Consider the following 13814-nt stretch of genomic DNA (forward strand, 5'->3'; position numbering starts at 1 on the left):
GACTAACCGAGGCCCGTGGCGCCGCGCCGTAATGTGGGCCTCATGCGGCCGAACACGCGGCGACCCGCGGGGATCCCGCACAGCGCCCTCGCGGACGTCCTCCTGGAGCGGCTCACCACCGCGTACGGAGCGGCCGCGGATCCCGAGCGGGCCGGGCCGATGGCCGCGTACATGAAGGACGTCTCCCCCTTCCTCGGCATCCCGACCCCCGAGCGCCGCGCGCTGTCCCGCACCGTGACGAAGGACACTCCGCCGCCCACCGAGACGGACTGCGCCGCGCTCGCGCTGCGTTGCCGGGGGCTCGCGGAGCGTGAGTACCGGTACTTCGCGGTGGACTACCTGCGCCGCCACGTCTCCCGCTGCTCCTCGGACTTCCTGCCCGTGGTGCGGCACCTGCTCGTCACCGGTTCCTGGTGGGACACCGTGGACCTGCTCGCCGCGCACGCGGTCGGCCCGCGGGTGGCGGCGGACCCGCGGCTGACCACGGTGATGGACGCCTGGATCGGGGACGACGACATCTGGCTCGTGCGCACCGCCCTCCTGTACCAGCTCGCGTACAAGTCCGCCACCGACGCCGAGCGGCTGTTCGCGTACTGCCACCGCCGGGCCGGCCATCCGGACTTCTTCGTCCGCAAGGCCATCGGCTGGGCCCTGCGCGAGTACGCCAAGACGGACCCGGAGGCCGTCCGGGCCTTCGTCACGGCCCAAAGGGCCCTGCTCGCACCGCTGTCGGTGCGCGAGGCCCTGAAGAACCTGTAGGACCGGCGGGCGCCTCCCGTCCGAACGGGCTCCCGGCACAAGGAAATTCATTCGACGCCCCCGGTCCGGTCCGGCAGGATCGGGGACATGTTCCGGTACGCCTTCCCCACAGCGCCGTCCGCAGTCGCGGACGCGCCGAAGGCTGCCCCGGACTCCTTCCCCGCAGCGGGCTTCCTCGCCGAAGCCTTCGCGGCGGCACCCTTCGCCGCATTCGACGGCGCACGAAGCTGACCCTTCCCGGATCGTCCGGCGGACCCCGCAGGGGGAGGGTCGGCTCGCTCCAGGGGTCCCGTCCACGCTTCGAACACGGGAAAGAAACCATGGCCAAGACGGCCTTCACCCGCACCAAGCCGCACCTCAACATCGGCACCATGGGTCACGTCGACCACGGCAAGACCACCCTCACCGCCGCCATCACCAAGGTCCTCGCCGAGCGCGGCGGCGCCTCCTACGTCCCGTTCGAGCGCATCGACCGGGCCCCGGAGGAGGCCCGGCGCGGCATCACCATCAACCTCACGCACGTCGAGTACGAGACCGGCACCCGCCACTACGCCCACGTCGACATGCCCGGCCACGCCGACTACATCAAGAACATGGTCACGGGCGCTGCCCAGCTGGACGGGGCGATCCTCGTCGTCTCCGCCCTCGACGGGGTCATGCCCCAGACGGCCGAGCACGTCCTGCTCGCCCGCCAGGTCGGGGTCGACCACATCGTGGTCGCGCTCAACAAGGCCGACGCCGGGGACCCCGAGCTGACCGACCTGGTCGAGCTGGAGGTCCGCGAGCTGCTCACCGCGCACGGCTACGGCGGCGACGCGGCGCCGGTCGTACGGGTCTCCGGGCTCGGCGCGCTGGAGGGCGACCCGCGGTGGACCGGTGCGGTGGAGGCGCTGCTGGACGCGGTGGACACGTACGTGCCCATGCCCGTGCGGTACACCGACGCGCCGTTCCTGCTGTCCGTGGAGAACGTCCTCACGATCACCGGCCGCGGCACCGTCGTCACCGGAGCCGTCGAGCGCGGCACCGTCCGCCTCGGCGACCGGGTGGGCGTGCTCGGCGGTGACGGCGAGCCGGTCGAGACGGTGGTGACCGGGCTGGAGACCTTCGGGAAGCCGATGGAGTCCGCCGAGGCGGGCGACAACGTCGCCCTGCTGCTGCGCGGCGTGCACCGCGACGGCGTGCGCCGCGGCCACGTGGTCGCCGCGCCCGGCAGCGTGACGCCCGCCCGGCGCTTCACCGCGCAGGTCTACGTGCTCTCCGCCCGCGAGGGCGGACGCAGTACGGCGATCGCCTCCGGGTACCGGCCGCAGTTCTACATCCGCACCGCCGACGTCGTCGGCGACGTGGACCTGGGCGCGGCCGGTGTGGCCCGGCCCGGGGAGACGGTCACCATGACCGTCGAACTGGGGCGGGACGTCCCGCTGGAGTCCGGCCTCGGCTTCGCGATCCGCGAGGGCGGCCGCACGGTGGGCGCGGGCACGGTGACGGCGGTCGGCTGACAGGGGCCGGCTGACTCGGGCCGGTCGACGCGACCCGGTGTGGTGACGGCGGTGTCCCTGCGCCAGACTGCCGTCACCACACGGCGCGCGTACGCGTGCGCACGCCGACGAGAGAGGAACGGGGCGGCGATGAGCGGCGACACGGCACTGGTGCTCGGCGGCGGAGGACTCACCGGCATCGGCTGGGAGACCGGGATCCTCTACGGGCTCGCCCGCGCCGGAGTGGACCTCTTCCGCGCCGACCTCGTCGTCGGCACCTCGGCCGGCTCGGTGGTCGGCGCGCAGCTCGCCTCCGGGATGCTCACCCCGCAGGAGCTGTACGAGCGTCAGCTCGGCGACACCGCCGGAGAGGTCGCCGCCCGGATCGGCGCGGGCGTCATCGCCCGGTACGCCGTGGCCATGGCCCGCTCCCGCGACGCGGCCGGCTACCGCAGGCGGGTCGGCGCGATGGCGCTCGCCGCCGACACCACCGACGAGGCGGAGCGGCGCGCGGTGCTCGAAGCCCGGCTGGTCTCCCACGAGTGGCCCGAGCGGCGCCTGGTCGTCACCGCCGTCGACGCGCTGAGCGGGGAGCTCGCCGCCTTCGAGCGGGACGGGGACGCGGGGCTGGTGGAAGCGGTCTCGGCGAGCTGCGCCGTACCCGGGGTGTGGCCGCCGGTGACGATCGGCGGGCGCCGGTTCGTCGACGGCGGGGTCCGCTCCGCCACCAACGCCGACCTCGCCGCGGGATACCGCCGCGTCGTGGTCATCGCCCCGATCGCCATGGGCTCCGGGAAGGTTCCCGCCCCCTCCGCGCAGGCCGCGCGACTGCGGGCCGACGGGGCCCGGGTGCTGCTGATCACCCCGTCGCCCGAGGCCCGCAAGGCCTTCGGGCGCAACGTGCTCGACCCCGCCCGCCGGGACCCGGCCGCGCGGGCCGGGCTGGCCCAGGCCGCCGCCCACGTGGAGGCGGCCCGGGAGGTCTGGGAGGGTCCGGCGGGGGCCTGACAATGGTGGGGTGAGCGACGAACAGATCCCGGTGATCCGGGAAGTGGGCCAGGGCACCGCCAAGCTGATGCCGGACGTGGACCGGGAGCGGGCCTGGCTGCTCACCGTGGACGGGGCCCCGCAGTCGTACGTCGACCTCGATGAGCCCGAGCACCTGGAGTTCGAGTACGTACGCCGCCTCGCGCACGTGCTCGACTGCGCGGCCGGGCCGGGGGCCGCCCTGGACCTGCTGCACCTGGGCGGCGGCGCCCTGACCCTGCCGCGCTACGCCGCCGCCTCCCGGCCCGGGTCCCGGCAGACGGTGGTGGAGTTCGACGCCGGCCTGGTGGACCTGGTCGCCGAACACCTGCCGCTGGCCGCCGGGGCGGACGTGAGCGTGCACGCGGCCGACGCCCGGGGCTGGCTGGCCTCCGCCCCGGACCGGAGCGCGGACGTGATGGTCGCCGACGTGTTCGGGGGCTCCCGGGTGCCGGCCCAGCTCACCTCGGTGGAGTACGCGCGGGAGGCGGCCCGGGTGCTGCGGCCCGGGGGGCTGTACGCGGCGAACCTGGCGGACGGGGCGCCGTTCGGCTTCCTGCGGTCCCAGCTGGCGAACTTCGGGGCCGTCTTCCCGGAGCTGGCGCTGATCGCGGAGCCGGGCGTGCTGAGGGGCCGGCGCTTCGGCAACGCGGTGCTGCTGGCCTCGGACGCCGCCCTTCCGGTGGCCGGCCTCGCCCGGCGGTGCGCCGGGGACGCCTTCCCGGCCCGGGTGGAGCACGGGGAGGCGCTGGCCCGCTTCGTGCGCGGGGCCAGGGTGGTGGCGGACGCCGACGCGGTGGCCTCGCCGGAGCCGCCGGAGGGGGCGTTCAGCCTCGGCTGAGCCCGGTCCGGAAGAGCACTCGTTCCCCGGCTCCGCCGTCAGGAGACTCCGGCGGCGCTGCCGCGCGCCGCGTCCGGGGCCGCAGGAGCGGGGGTGAGGGCGGCGGAGCGTACGGGCGGGGGTTTGCGGGTCAGCCGGCGGACGTCGGGCACGAACAGCACCGCCGCGGTGCCGACGACCACCAGTGCCGCGCAGCCCCACAGGGCAGTGGCGCGGCCGAAGGCGGTCTCGGCGGGTCCGGCCAGGGCGGTGGCCAGGGGGAGCATGGAGACCGAGCCGAACCAGTCGTAGGCCGAGACCCGGGAGAACTTCTCCTCCGGTATCTCCTGGTGCATGGCGGTCATCCAGTTCACGCCGAACACCTCGATGGCGGCGCCGCTGACGAACATCACCGCGCACAGCCCCCACACGGGCAGCGGTACGGCCAGCCCCGCCGAGGGCAGCGCCAGCGGGAACACGCACAGGGTGCCGACCAGGAGCAGGCGGCGCGGCTTCCACACCATCATCAGCAGGGCCCCGGCGATGGTGCCCGCGCCGAAGCAGGCGAGGGCCACGCCCCAGGGGGCCGGCCCGCCGAGGCTGTCGCGGGCCACGAGGGGGCCGTAGACCGCCTCGGCGGCACCGACGACGGCGACGACCACGGAGAACTGGAGCACGATGCTCCACAGCCAGGGGCGGGTCCGCACCTCCACCCAGCCCTCGCGCAGGTCGGCCAGCAGGCCACCGCCCGGCGCCCGCCCGGCGACGTGATCCACCTGGAGGAAGGCGCGCAGGAGACCGGCGAGCGCGAAGGCCGCCGCGTCCACGGCCAGCACCCAGCCCGGCCCGATCGCCGCGATCATGGCGCCGCCGAGGGCCGCGCCGCCGATGCCGGCGCCGTTCATCGCCATCCGGAAGAGGGCGAAGGCGCGGTTGGAGTGCTCGCCCGACACGCTGGAGAGGAGCATCCCCTCCGCGGCCGGGTTGAAGAAGGCCGTACCGGTGCCGCACAGCGCGGTGAGCAGCATCATCTGCCACAGCTGGGGGTCCCCGGCGAGCACGAGGACGGCGAAGACGGCCTGCGAGAGGCAGTTCAGCGCGTTGGCCGCGACCATCACCCGGTGCCGCGGCAGCCGGTCGGCGAGCGCGCCGCCCACGAGGAGGAAGAGGACGAGGGGGAGCGTACGGGCGGCGGCGACGAGGCCGACGTCCCCGCCGGACCCCCCGGCTTCGAGGACCGCGAAGGCGGCTGCGATGAGCGCTCCGTGGCTGCCGAGGTTGGTGATGACGGCGGCGCCGGTCAGCAGCGTGTAGTTGCGCCCGGCCCACTCGGGCCGGCGGCGCGGCGGGCCGTGGGGGGTGGCGGTGGGGGAAGGGCTCACCCACGGACTATCCCCTGCCCGGGCCGGGACTCCAAACCGATTACGGCTGGATCGCCGGCCCGGCGCCGGGACGCGGGGGATCAGTTCGCGGTGAGTCGGATGGAGCTGAGGATCTTGTCGTAGACGTCGGCCTGGACCTCGTCCTTCACGCCGGCCGGGCCGACCAGCACGAAGCTGGCGAAGTCACCGACGGCGTTCTTGAAGCCGAAGCCGACCGCCTTGCCGTCGGTGGAGCACTTGTGCTCCTTCTTCACGTTCGGCGCGGTGGCGATCACCATGTGGCCCTTGAGCCCGGAGGAGGTCGTGTACTCCTTGGGGTCGGTCACCTTGACCGTTCCCTTGGGTTCCTTCTGGGCGTAGCCCGCCCAGACCCAGGAGCCGGTGTTGTCGGTCGCGACCTGGGCCGTGTCCTTGGCGCCCTGGCCGCCCTTGATGCCGGCGTCGGCGAGCGAGAACTTCTCCAGGCTGCCGTTCTTGTCCGTGTCGACCGTGCACCACTCGCGCTTGAAGGAGGAGGTGCCGGTCATGGTGATGACCGGCGAACCGTCCTTCTTGACCTGGTCGTCGAAGAAGAGGACCGAGCCGGACTCGGGGACGTCCCAGTCGGGGGGCACGTCGTAGGCGGCCCCGTACTTCGTGTTGACGACCACCTTCCAGCCCGGGATCACCGGCTGGGGCGCGCCACCGGCGCGCGGGTTGCCGGACGGGGCGCTGGGGGAGGGCACCACCGGGGTGGAGGCGGCGGCGGTCGGCTTGTCGTCGGCCCGGTCGTCCTTCTTGTCCTCCCGGGTCAGGACGAAGGCCGCGGTGCCGGCCGCGGCCACCACGACCGCCGAGGCCGCGACGATGGCCACGGTGCGGGTGGAGAGCTTGCCTCCGCCAGAGGGCGGGGACGGCGGCGGTGGAGCCTGCTGGCCCCACGGCTGGGTCGGCGGCGGCGTCTGGTATCCGGCCTGCGGGTACCCGTAGCCGGGCTGCTGCTGTCCGAATCCCGGCTGCTGCTGCGGCTGCTGCGGCTGCTGGTACGGGTTCGGCTGTCCCGGCTGCTGCTGGTACGGGTTCTGTTGCGCGTCCTGAGGGTTGTGTTCGCCCCCGGGCGGCTGCTGCTGTCCTGGCCACATGGCCGGTAACGATAGTGGGAGAGGGTGCGGGGAGCCACGGCCGCCCCCTGGCAGGGTCTGGTCAAGCCTCTCTACTCGTGGGTAACATCGCGTGTCATGAGCGCAGACCAGATGAACGTGGGCGAACTGCTCGCCCAGACCGTGCCGATGGCGGGCACCCTCAACCTCGAATTCATCGAGACCACCCCCGAGCGCGCGGTCGTGCGGCTGCCCGACCAGCCCGCCTTCCACAACCACGTCGGCGGCCCGCACGCCGGTGCCATGTTCACCCTCGCCGAGTCCGCGAGCGGCGCCATCGTCCTGGCCGCCTTCGGCGACCAGCTCTCGCGCGCCGTGCCGCTGGCCGTCCGCGCGGAGATCGGCTACAAGAAGCTCGCCAAGGGCGTCGTGACCGCCACCGCCACCCTCGGCCGCCCGGCCGCCGACGTCGTGGCCGAACTGGACGCGGGCGGCCGCCCGGAGTTCCCCGTCACCATCGCCATCCAGCGCGAGGACGAGGCCGTCACCGGCGAGATGACCGTCGTCTGGACCCTGCGCCCCAACGCGTGACGGCCTGACCCGTGACGGCCTGACGGGCCGGTCGGTTCCGGCCGTCGCCAGGTGTTCGCCGGTCGTTCCTCCCGTGAACCTCCCTCGCGGCCCGGGGCTGTCGCGGGGAGCGGATAGGCTGCCCGTTCGGCGTGTCACGGGGGCGCGCCGCCGAGGACTCGGGAGGACGTGCCGGTGCACATCCAGGAATGGCTGGAGACGATTCCGGCGATCAGCGTCTACCTCCTGGTGGGCCTGGTCATCGGACTGGAGAGCCTCGGCATCCCGCTGCCCGGGGAGATCATCCTGGTCAGCGCGGCCCTGCTGGCCTCGCAGCAGGGACACATCGACCCCGTGGTCCTCGGCGCCTGCGCGGTCGCGGGGGCGATCATCGGCGACTCCATCGGCTACGCGATCGGGCGCCGGGGCGGCAAGCCGCTGCTGGAACGGCTCGGCCGGCGCTTCCCCAAGCACTTCGGGCCCGCCCACGTGGCCCTCGCGGAGCGCTCCTTCGACAAGTGGGGCATGTGGGCCGTCTTCTTCGGCCGGTTCGTCGCCCTGCTGCGGATCTTCGCCGGGCCCCTCGCGGGCGTCCTGCGCATGCCGTACTGGCGGTTCCTGATCGCGAACGTCCTCGGCGGCATCCTGTGGGCGGGCGGTACGACCGCCGTCATCTACACCGTGGGCATCGTCGCCGAGCCGTGGATCAAGCGGTTCTCCTGGCTGGCGCTGGTGGTGGCCCTGCTGATCGGCCTCGCCGTGACGCTGGTGGTGCGCTTCCGCATGAAGAAGGCCGCCGCCGAGGTCCACGAGGCGGAGCCGACGACGGCGACGGCCGCCGCCGCCGCGACCTCCGACTGACGCCGGTCCGGGCCCCGAAGGGCCCGGTCCCGTCCGGTCCCGTCCCGCCCGGTCCCGGGCTCAGGCGTCCGGGGTCACCGAGGCGCGGTGCTGCTTCGCCAGCTCCGTGTACATCGCGGCGTTGACCTTGATTCCCTCGCGCTCCTCCCCGGTGAGCTCCCGCCGCACCTTGGCCGGCACTCCCGCGACGAGCGAGCCGGGCGGGACGACCATTCCCTGCGGGACCAGCGCCTGCGCCGCGACCAGTGAACCGGCGCCGATGACGGCCCCGTTCAGGACCGTCGCGCCCATCCCGATGAGGCAGTCGTCCTCCACGGTGCAGCCGTGCACGACGGCGTTGTGCCCGATGGAGACGCGCTCGCCGATGGACACCGGGAAGCCGGGGTCCACGTGGAGCGTGCAGTTGTCCTGCACGTTGCTGTCCGCGCCGAGCGTGATCGGGCCGCAGTCGGCGCGCAGCACCGCCGAGTACCAGACGCTCGCGCCGGCGGCCAGGGTGACGTCGCCGACCACGACGGAGGTCGGAGCGGTGAAGGCCGTCGGGTCCACGGACGGGTGCCGGTCGCCGACACTCGCGATGAGTCCCGCCCGGGCTTGGTTCGGCTGTTGCGTCATGGTCATGTCCCTCTGTTTCCGTATGCCGCGCTACCGGCACCGTAGGGCACGCGCCGCCGCGGTCCCGCGATGGGGTGAAGATCACAGGAACGTGGTCCGGCGGCCCGGCGCGCGGCGCACTACCGTGGCCGGGTGCCGAAGAACCAGAACACGTTCTCATCGCTGACGGCCCTGCGCCGACGGGTCGCCGGCCGCGTGGTGCACGCGGGCTGGCGCTGGATGCAGCAGGCGGGCGCGGTCACCGCGCAGCACCCCGGGCGGCTGCGCTTCGGCGCGATCGGCGACGGCACCCGGCTGGCCTTCCCCCAGGGCACCGTCTTCGGGGAGCGCTGGATCCGGCTCGGCGAGCACTGCATCATCGCCGAACAGGTGACCCTGACCGCCGGGATGATGCCCGACCTCGACCTCGGGCCCGAACCGATGCTGGTGCTGGGCAACGGCGTGGTCCTCGGACGCGGCAGCCACGTCATCGCCGACACCCGCATCAGCATCGGCGACGACACCTTCTGCGGGCCGGGGGTGTACATCACCTCCACCAACCACAGCTACGACGACCCGCACGAGCCCGTCGGCAAGCAGTGGCCCCGCAGCGCGCCGGTCGAGATCGGACCGGGCTGCTGGCTGGGCACCGGTGCGGTGATCCTCCCCGGGGCCCGGCTGGGCCGCAACGTGGTGGTGGCCGCGGGTTCCGTCGTACGGGGCGAGGTGCCCGATCACGCGGTGGTGGCGGGGGCGCCCGCCCGGATCGTGCGCCGGTGGGAGCCTGACACGGGCTGGCAGCCGCCACTGCGCACCCCGGCGCCGGTGCCGATCCCGGACGGGATGACGCCGGAGCAGTTGCGCGGGCTGGCGCGGCTGGCGGAGGCCGAGCAGCCCTGAGCCGCTCCCGCGCGCCGGGGCTCAGCCCGCGGCGAGCAGGACCGTGCCCGCGAGGGCCAGTCCGGCACCGGCCGCCTGCACGCTGCGCAGCCGTTCCTTGAGCACGGCGAACGCGGCGAACGCGGTGACCACCGGGTAGAGCGAGGACAGTACGGCGGCCACGGTGACCGGGCCGTTCTGGGCGGCGATGGAGTAGGTGCCGTTGGCCGCGACGTCCGCCAGGCCGACGAAGGCCAGGGCGGGCAGCAGGCTCCACAGCACGCGCGGCCCGGTTCCGGCGGGCAGGGCCGGGGTGCCGCGCCCGACCTGCACCCACAGGACGGCGCCGCCGACGGCCACGTTGGTGACCCGCTGGACGAAGAGGGCCAGGAACAGGCCGGTCAGGGTGGTGGAGGCGTGCGCGATCAGGGCCATGACGGCGCCGAAGCCGAAGGCGGCGAGCAGGGTGAGCACGACGGCCTGCCGCTGTACGGGCGCGCCGCGCAGTTCGGGGCCGCCCGCGAGGACGATGCCGGCCACGGCCACGGCGATGCCCGCGAACTGCCCCGGTCCGGGCCGCTCGCCGAGGGCCAGACCCACCCCGACCGGTACGACCACGCCGACGGAGCCGAGCGGCGAGACCACGCCCATCGGGCCGAGGGCCAGCGCCTTGTAGAAGCTGAGCATGGCGGCCGGGCCGACCAGACCGGCGGCCACCGCGAACCACAGCTGCGGTCCGGCCTCCCGCCAGGCGCCGGTGCCGATCACGATCGCCCCGAGCACGGCGACGGCGGCGATCTGCGAGACCACGACCACGGTCAGCGCCGGGATCCGGCGGGTCAGCAGCCCGCCGCCGAAGTCGGCGAAGCCCCACAGCACGGCTGTGGCCAGGGCGAACAGGGCGGTCATGGCAGGACCTCGCAGTACAGTGCGGTGAACGGTGGAGTGCAGCATCGAATACACCGCAGGTTAGTTCAGTCTATTGAACTGTGTCATCCAAAATATTGGACGGAATGGTGTCGGACCTCGAACAGCTCACCCAGGCGCTCGCCCGGAACCTCAAGCGGTGGCGCGGTGAGCGCGGATTCACCCTGGACGCCCTCGCCGCCCGCGCGGGGGTGAGCCGCGGCATGATCATCCAGATCGAGCAGGCCCGTACGAACCCCAGCGTGGGCACCACGGTCAAACTGGCCGACGCCCTCGGGGTCAGCATCACCACCCTCCTCGACCACGAGCGCAGCCCTCAGGTGCACGTGGTGGAGCCGGGGCAGGGGGTGCGGATGTGGTCCAGCGGGACGGGCAGCGAGGCGCGCATGCTGCTCGGCGACGACCGGCGCGGGCCCGTGGAGATGTGGATCTACCGGCTGGAGGCCGGAGACGGCACGGCCTCCGACCCCCACCCGGCGGGCACCTTCGAGATGCTGCACGTGACGGCCGGGGAACTCACCCTGGAGATCGCCGACGGCCGATACGTGGTCCCGGCGGGCGGGGCCGTCTCCTTCGAGGCGAACGTGCCGCACGCCTACCGCAACGAGGGTCCCGCGCCGATGGAGATGACCATGGCCGTGTCGATCCCGCCGGTCCAGGGGGTGGCGGGCGCCCACTGACGGCGCCCGGCGGGTGTCGTCGGGCCCCACGGGCCCCACGGGTCGGTTAGAGCGCCGGGATCTCGATCGCGGGGCAGCGGTCCATGACCATCTCCAGGCCGGCCCCGCGGGTGCGGACGTAGGCCTCCTCGTCGATCACGTCCAGCTGGAACCAGACGGCCCGGGCGCCCACCGCCACCGCCTCGTCGGCGACCGCGCCGGCCAGCGCGCTGTTCACGAAGACGTCCACCACGTCCACCTCGAACGGGATCGCCGCCAGCGACGGGTACCCCGGCTCCCCGTGCACCGTCTCCGCCTTCGGGTGCACGGGAACGACCCGCTTCCCGAACCGCTGCAGCACCCGCGCCACCCCGTGGGCGGCACGGTCCTGGTTGTTGGACAGGCCCACCACGGCCCATGTGTCACCGAGTTCGGTGAGGATCTTGCGAATGGTCGCCGGGTCGCCGTACACGCGCGCCGCCTCCTGTTGCTCCGGACCGCTCTGCTCTCCCCGCCTCAACGAAGGGGACGCCTGTCCGATTCCCCGTAGGGTGGAGCGGTGAAGGCAGACCAGTACGTGACGGTGGCCCGAGAGGGAACGCACGAGTCCGAGATCAACCGCTCGCGGTTCCTGTGCTCGCTCGCGCCCGCGGCGACCGAGCGGGAGGCGCAGGAGTTCGTCGCGCGCGTCCGCAAGGAGCACCCCGCCGCCACGCACAACTGCTACGCCTACGTGATCGGCGCCGACGCCTCCGTGCAGAAGGCCAGCGACGACGGGGAACCCGGCGGGACCGCCGGGGTGCCCATGCTGCAGATGCTGACCCGGCGCGACATCCGGTACGCGGTGGCCGTGGTCACCCGGTACTACGGCGGCGTGAAACTCGGCGCCGGCGGGCTCATCCGGGCCTACGGAGGGGTCGTCGGGGAGGCCCTGGACGCCCTCGGAACCGTCACCCGGCACCGCTACCGGCTGGCCACCGTCACCGTCGACCACCAGCGGGCCGGGAAGACCCAGAACGATCTGCGCTCCACCGGGCGGGCGGTGCTGGACGTGCGCTACGGGGAGGCCGTCTCGATCGAGATCGGCCTCCCCGAGGCGGAGGTCGAGGCCTTCCGGGCCTGGCTCGCCGACGTCACCGCCGGAACCGCGGCCTTCGAGCTCGGCGGAGAGGCCTACGCGGAGGGCTGATCGGCTCCGGCGGCGGGGCCGGGCCGGGCGGCCGGAGCCGGTGGCCGGGCCCGCGGCGGCCGGGCCCGCCCGTGGGGAGTGCCGTCAGAGCGCCCCGTACAGCCGGTCGGCGTGCCGCAGGGCGTACCGCCCGACGGCCTCGCCGAGCCGGACGCCCGCCTCGTCGGCGCTGCGGCTGTGGATCCCCGAGTACACACGGGCGTCCACGTTGTCCCGGGTCAGCTGGCGCCACCCGGTGTAGGTGCGCCGCACGCCCGGCGCCGTCGGGCTGGTCAGCCCGAACGGGGCGGTCACCGGCCCGGCGAGCCCGTCCAGCACCGCCTGCGCGGCACCCGCGTACGTGGCGTGGCCGCTCGGGTAGTCGGGGTGGGCCGGGGTCTGGTGCAGCGGGGTCCACGCCGGGTCGGTGCCGATGTCCCCGGTCCGGATCGCGGTGACCGGCCGCCACCGCACGTACGTGTACTTGCTGTCCGAGGTGGCGATCTGGGTGTCGACGGACGCGGCGTGGAACAGCGCGAGCAGCTCCGCCCGCTCGGCGGTCGAGCCGTGCGAGCGGGCCACGGCCACCCGCAGCGGTTCGGTGTACAGGACCTGGGAGGACGCGTACCAGAAGTTCGCGGTCTCGGTCTGGCGCGGCGTGCGCACGGCGCTGTCGGCGGCCCCGTACGCACGCACCTCGGCGAGGTCGGTCCGGTAGCGGCGGGAGTCCAGCGCGGGCGGCGGCCCCAGCCGGAACTGGTCGGCGCGCTCCAGCAGGAAGGGCTTCGCCAGGCGGGTGCCGTACTGCGCGGCGGGCGCGTACCCGTCGGGCGTGGGCTGCCAGACCCCCGGTGCGGCGGGCGGCACCGGGAACGGCGCGTTCACCGAGGCCGGGTCGAGGCCGTCCCCTGCGCGGGCGGCCAGCACGGCCGCGGCCTGCCGGGCACCCGCCGCCACGCCCCCCGTCTCGGCGGAGCCGTCCGGGATCCGGCCCAGGGTGGCGGCCAGGGCCGCGTCGAGGTCGGCCCGGCGGGACGGGGCGAGGCCGACCAGCGCGTCGTGCACCGCGGAGGCGACGGCGGCGTCCTGGAAGCGGCCCCGGGCCGGGCCCGCGGGGGCCTCCCGGGCGGCGCGCGCGGCGGCGATCCAGCCGATCGCCCAGGTGCGGCTGTTGGTGATCTGCGTGGGAGCCGCCGTGGCCGCGACGGTCCGGGCGGTGGTGTCGTACCAGTCGAGCACCACCGACCCCGCCCCGGCCGGGAGCGGGGGCGCCGGCGCGGCGGCCGAGGGGACGGCGGCGGTCAGGGCGAGGAGCGCGGCGGAGCCTGCGGAGAGCAGCGCGGGACGGACGCGGACGGGTCGGGTGAGCGGCATGCGGCGAAGCTAGCCAGCGGCCGGGGCGGCGGACAAGTGGGCAAGGCCGTGGGGGGAGTTCGGCCACAGACCTTTCGTGCCGCCGCCATGATCCCGTAACGGGCGGGGGAGTGCGGCGCGGAAGGGGTTAGCCTGGAGGGTCGGTGCGGGGTCCGTCGGCGAGGCCCCGGTCCGGCCGCGGGCAGGCCGGTGCCGACCGGTCGGGCGTGGAGACACGGCGTGGAGACACGAGGAGAGC

Annotated in this window: 16 protein-coding genes; 10 read left to right on the plus strand and 6 right to left on the minus strand. The window is 74.3% G+C overall.

Features of this window, described 5'->3' with window-relative positions; genetic code table 11:
• Positions 1-42 precede the first annotated feature (42 nt).
• From ACEPPI_RS19280 to ACEPPI_RS19300, 5 genes are all read left to right on the plus strand, one after another.
• Positions 43-759 carry a DNA alkylation repair protein gene (locus tag ACEPPI_RS19280; protein ID WP_373916462.1) on the plus strand — a complete coding sequence of 239 codons (717 nt, stop codon included), beginning with the start codon at positions 43-45 and terminating at the stop codon, positions 757-759.
• Positions 760-846: 87 nt separating this feature from the next.
• Complete coding sequence (locus tag ACEPPI_RS19285; protein ID WP_373916463.1) at positions 847-990, plus strand: hypothetical protein; 144 nt, start codon at positions 847-849, stop codon at positions 988-990.
• Positions 991-1079: 89 nt separating this feature from the next.
• Complete coding sequence (tuf, locus tag ACEPPI_RS19290; RefSeq protein ID WP_373916464.1) at positions 1080-2258, plus strand: elongation factor Tu; 1179 nt, start codon at positions 1080-1082, stop codon at positions 2256-2258.
• A gap of 129 nt (positions 2259-2387) precedes the next feature.
• The gene (locus ACEPPI_RS19295) at positions 2388-3245 is read left to right on the plus strand and encodes a patatin-like phospholipase family protein (RefSeq protein WP_373916465.1); all 858 of its coding nucleotides are present in this window, start codon (positions 2388-2390) and stop codon (positions 3243-3245) included.
• Positions 3246-3312: 67 nt separating this feature from the next.
• Complete coding sequence (locus ACEPPI_RS19300) at positions 3313-4104, plus strand: spermidine synthase (protein WP_373916489.1); 792 nt, start codon at positions 3313-3315, stop codon at positions 4102-4104.
• Positions 4105-4142: 38 nt separating this feature from the next.
• Here ACEPPI_RS19300 and ACEPPI_RS19305 read toward each other — a convergent pair whose 3' ends face one another.
• Both ACEPPI_RS19305 and ACEPPI_RS19310 read right to left on the minus strand, forming a co-directional pair.
• Positions 4143-5465 carry an MFS transporter gene (locus ACEPPI_RS19305; RefSeq protein ID WP_373916466.1) on the minus strand — a complete coding sequence of 441 codons (1323 nt, stop codon included), beginning with the start codon at positions 5463-5465 and terminating at the stop codon, positions 4143-4145.
• Positions 5466-5545: 80 nt separating this feature from the next.
• The gene (locus ACEPPI_RS19310; protein ID WP_373916467.1) at positions 5546-6586 is read right to left on the minus strand and encodes a hypothetical protein; all 1041 of its coding nucleotides are present in this window, start codon (positions 6584-6586) and stop codon (positions 5546-5548) included.
• 96 nt (positions 6587-6682) lie between these two features.
• On the opposite strand from ACEPPI_RS19310, the gene ACEPPI_RS19315 reads away from it, so the two are divergent.
• Positions 6683-7135 carry a DUF4442 domain-containing protein gene (locus tag ACEPPI_RS19315; protein ID WP_078950544.1) on the plus strand — a complete coding sequence of 151 codons (453 nt, stop codon included), beginning with the start codon at positions 6683-6685 and terminating at the stop codon, positions 7133-7135.
• 174 nt (positions 7136-7309) lie between these two features.
• On the plus strand, positions 7310-7975 hold the full coding sequence (locus tag ACEPPI_RS19320) for a DedA family protein (protein ID WP_373916468.1): 666 nt from the start codon (positions 7310-7312) through the stop codon (positions 7973-7975).
• 60 nt (positions 7976-8035) lie between these two features.
• On the opposite strand, the gene ACEPPI_RS19325 is transcribed toward ACEPPI_RS19320, so the two are convergent.
• Positions 8036-8590: a gamma carbonic anhydrase family protein gene (locus ACEPPI_RS19325; protein WP_373916469.1), complete on the minus strand. Its 555-nt coding sequence runs from the start codon at positions 8588-8590 to the stop codon at positions 8036-8038.
• Positions 8591-8722: 132 nt separating this feature from the next.
• Here ACEPPI_RS19325 and ACEPPI_RS19330 point away from each other — a divergent pair, with 132 nt between their 5' ends.
• On the plus strand, positions 8723-9469 hold the full coding sequence (locus ACEPPI_RS19330) for a DapH/DapD/GlmU-related protein (RefSeq protein WP_373916470.1): 747 nt from the start codon (positions 8723-8725) through the stop codon (positions 9467-9469).
• A 21-nt stretch (positions 9470-9490) separates the two neighbouring features.
• On the opposite strand, the gene ACEPPI_RS19335 is transcribed toward ACEPPI_RS19330, so the two are convergent.
• Entirely contained in the window at positions 9491-10357 is an 867-nt protein-coding gene (locus ACEPPI_RS19335) for an EamA family transporter (protein ID WP_373916471.1), read from the minus strand.
• 107 nt (positions 10358-10464) lie between these two features.
• Between ACEPPI_RS19335 and ACEPPI_RS19340 the strand changes: the two genes are divergently transcribed.
• Positions 10465-11055 (plus strand): helix-turn-helix domain-containing protein, encoded by a 591-nt coding sequence (locus tag ACEPPI_RS19340; RefSeq protein WP_373916490.1) that lies wholly within the window; start codon positions 10465-10467, stop codon positions 11053-11055.
• A 46-nt stretch (positions 11056-11101) separates the two neighbouring features.
• Here ACEPPI_RS19340 and ACEPPI_RS19345 read toward each other — a convergent pair whose 3' ends face one another.
• A complete protein-coding gene (locus tag ACEPPI_RS19345; RefSeq protein ID WP_373916472.1) occupies positions 11102-11506 on the minus strand; it encodes a CoA-binding protein in 405 nt (134 codons plus the stop codon).
• A gap of 87 nt (positions 11507-11593) precedes the next feature.
• Here ACEPPI_RS19345 and ACEPPI_RS19350 point away from each other — a divergent pair, with 87 nt between their 5' ends.
• The gene (locus tag ACEPPI_RS19350) at positions 11594-12223 is read left to right on the plus strand and encodes a YigZ family protein (RefSeq protein ID WP_373916473.1); all 630 of its coding nucleotides are present in this window, start codon (positions 11594-11596) and stop codon (positions 12221-12223) included.
• An 84-nt stretch (positions 12224-12307) separates the two neighbouring features.
• Here ACEPPI_RS19350 and ACEPPI_RS19355 read toward each other — a convergent pair whose 3' ends face one another.
• Positions 12308-13576: a vanadium-dependent haloperoxidase gene (locus tag ACEPPI_RS19355; RefSeq protein ID WP_373916474.1), complete on the minus strand. Its 1269-nt coding sequence runs from the start codon at positions 13574-13576 to the stop codon at positions 12308-12310.
• Between the last annotated feature and the right edge of the window lie 238 nt (positions 13577-13814).

It is taken from the genome of Streptomyces sp. AB3(2024) (assembly GCF_041862025.1).
GTDB lineage: Bacteria > Actinomycetota > Actinomycetes > Streptomycetales > Streptomycetaceae > Streptomyces.

Coding starts and splice junctions, on each gene's coding strand:
- tuf (WP_373916464.1), top strand. CDS start 1,080: ATGGCCAAGACGGCCTTCACCCGCACCAAGCCGCACCTCAACATCGGC.
- ACEPPI_RS19315 (WP_078950544.1), top strand. CDS start 6,683: ATGAGCGCAGACCAGATGAACGTGGGCGAACTGCTCGCCCAGACCGTG.
- ACEPPI_RS19310 (WP_373916467.1), bottom strand. CDS start 6,586: ATGTGGCCAGGACAGCAGCAGCCGCCCGGGGGCGAACACAACCCTCAG.
- ACEPPI_RS19335 (WP_373916471.1), bottom strand. CDS start 10,357: ATGACCGCCCTGTTCGCCCTGGCCACAGCCGTGCTGTGGGGCTTCGCC.
- ACEPPI_RS19280 (WP_373916462.1), top strand. CDS start 43: ATGCGGCCGAACACGCGGCGACCCGCGGGGATCCCGCACAGCGCCCTC.
- ACEPPI_RS19300 (WP_373916489.1), top strand. CDS start 3,313: ATGCCGGACGTGGACCGGGAGCGGGCCTGGCTGCTCACCGTGGACGGG.
- ACEPPI_RS19355 (WP_373916474.1), bottom strand. CDS start 13,576: ATGCCGCTCACCCGACCCGTCCGCGTCCGTCCCGCGCTGCTCTCCGCA.
- ACEPPI_RS19285 (WP_373916463.1), top strand. CDS start 847: ATGTTCCGGTACGCCTTCCCCACAGCGCCGTCCGCAGTCGCGGACGCG.
- ACEPPI_RS19325 (WP_373916469.1), bottom strand. CDS start 8,590: ATGACGCAACAGCCGAACCAAGCCCGGGCGGGACTCATCGCGAGTGTC.
- ACEPPI_RS19295 (WP_373916465.1), top strand. CDS start 2,388: ATGAGCGGCGACACGGCACTGGTGCTCGGCGGCGGAGGACTCACCGGC.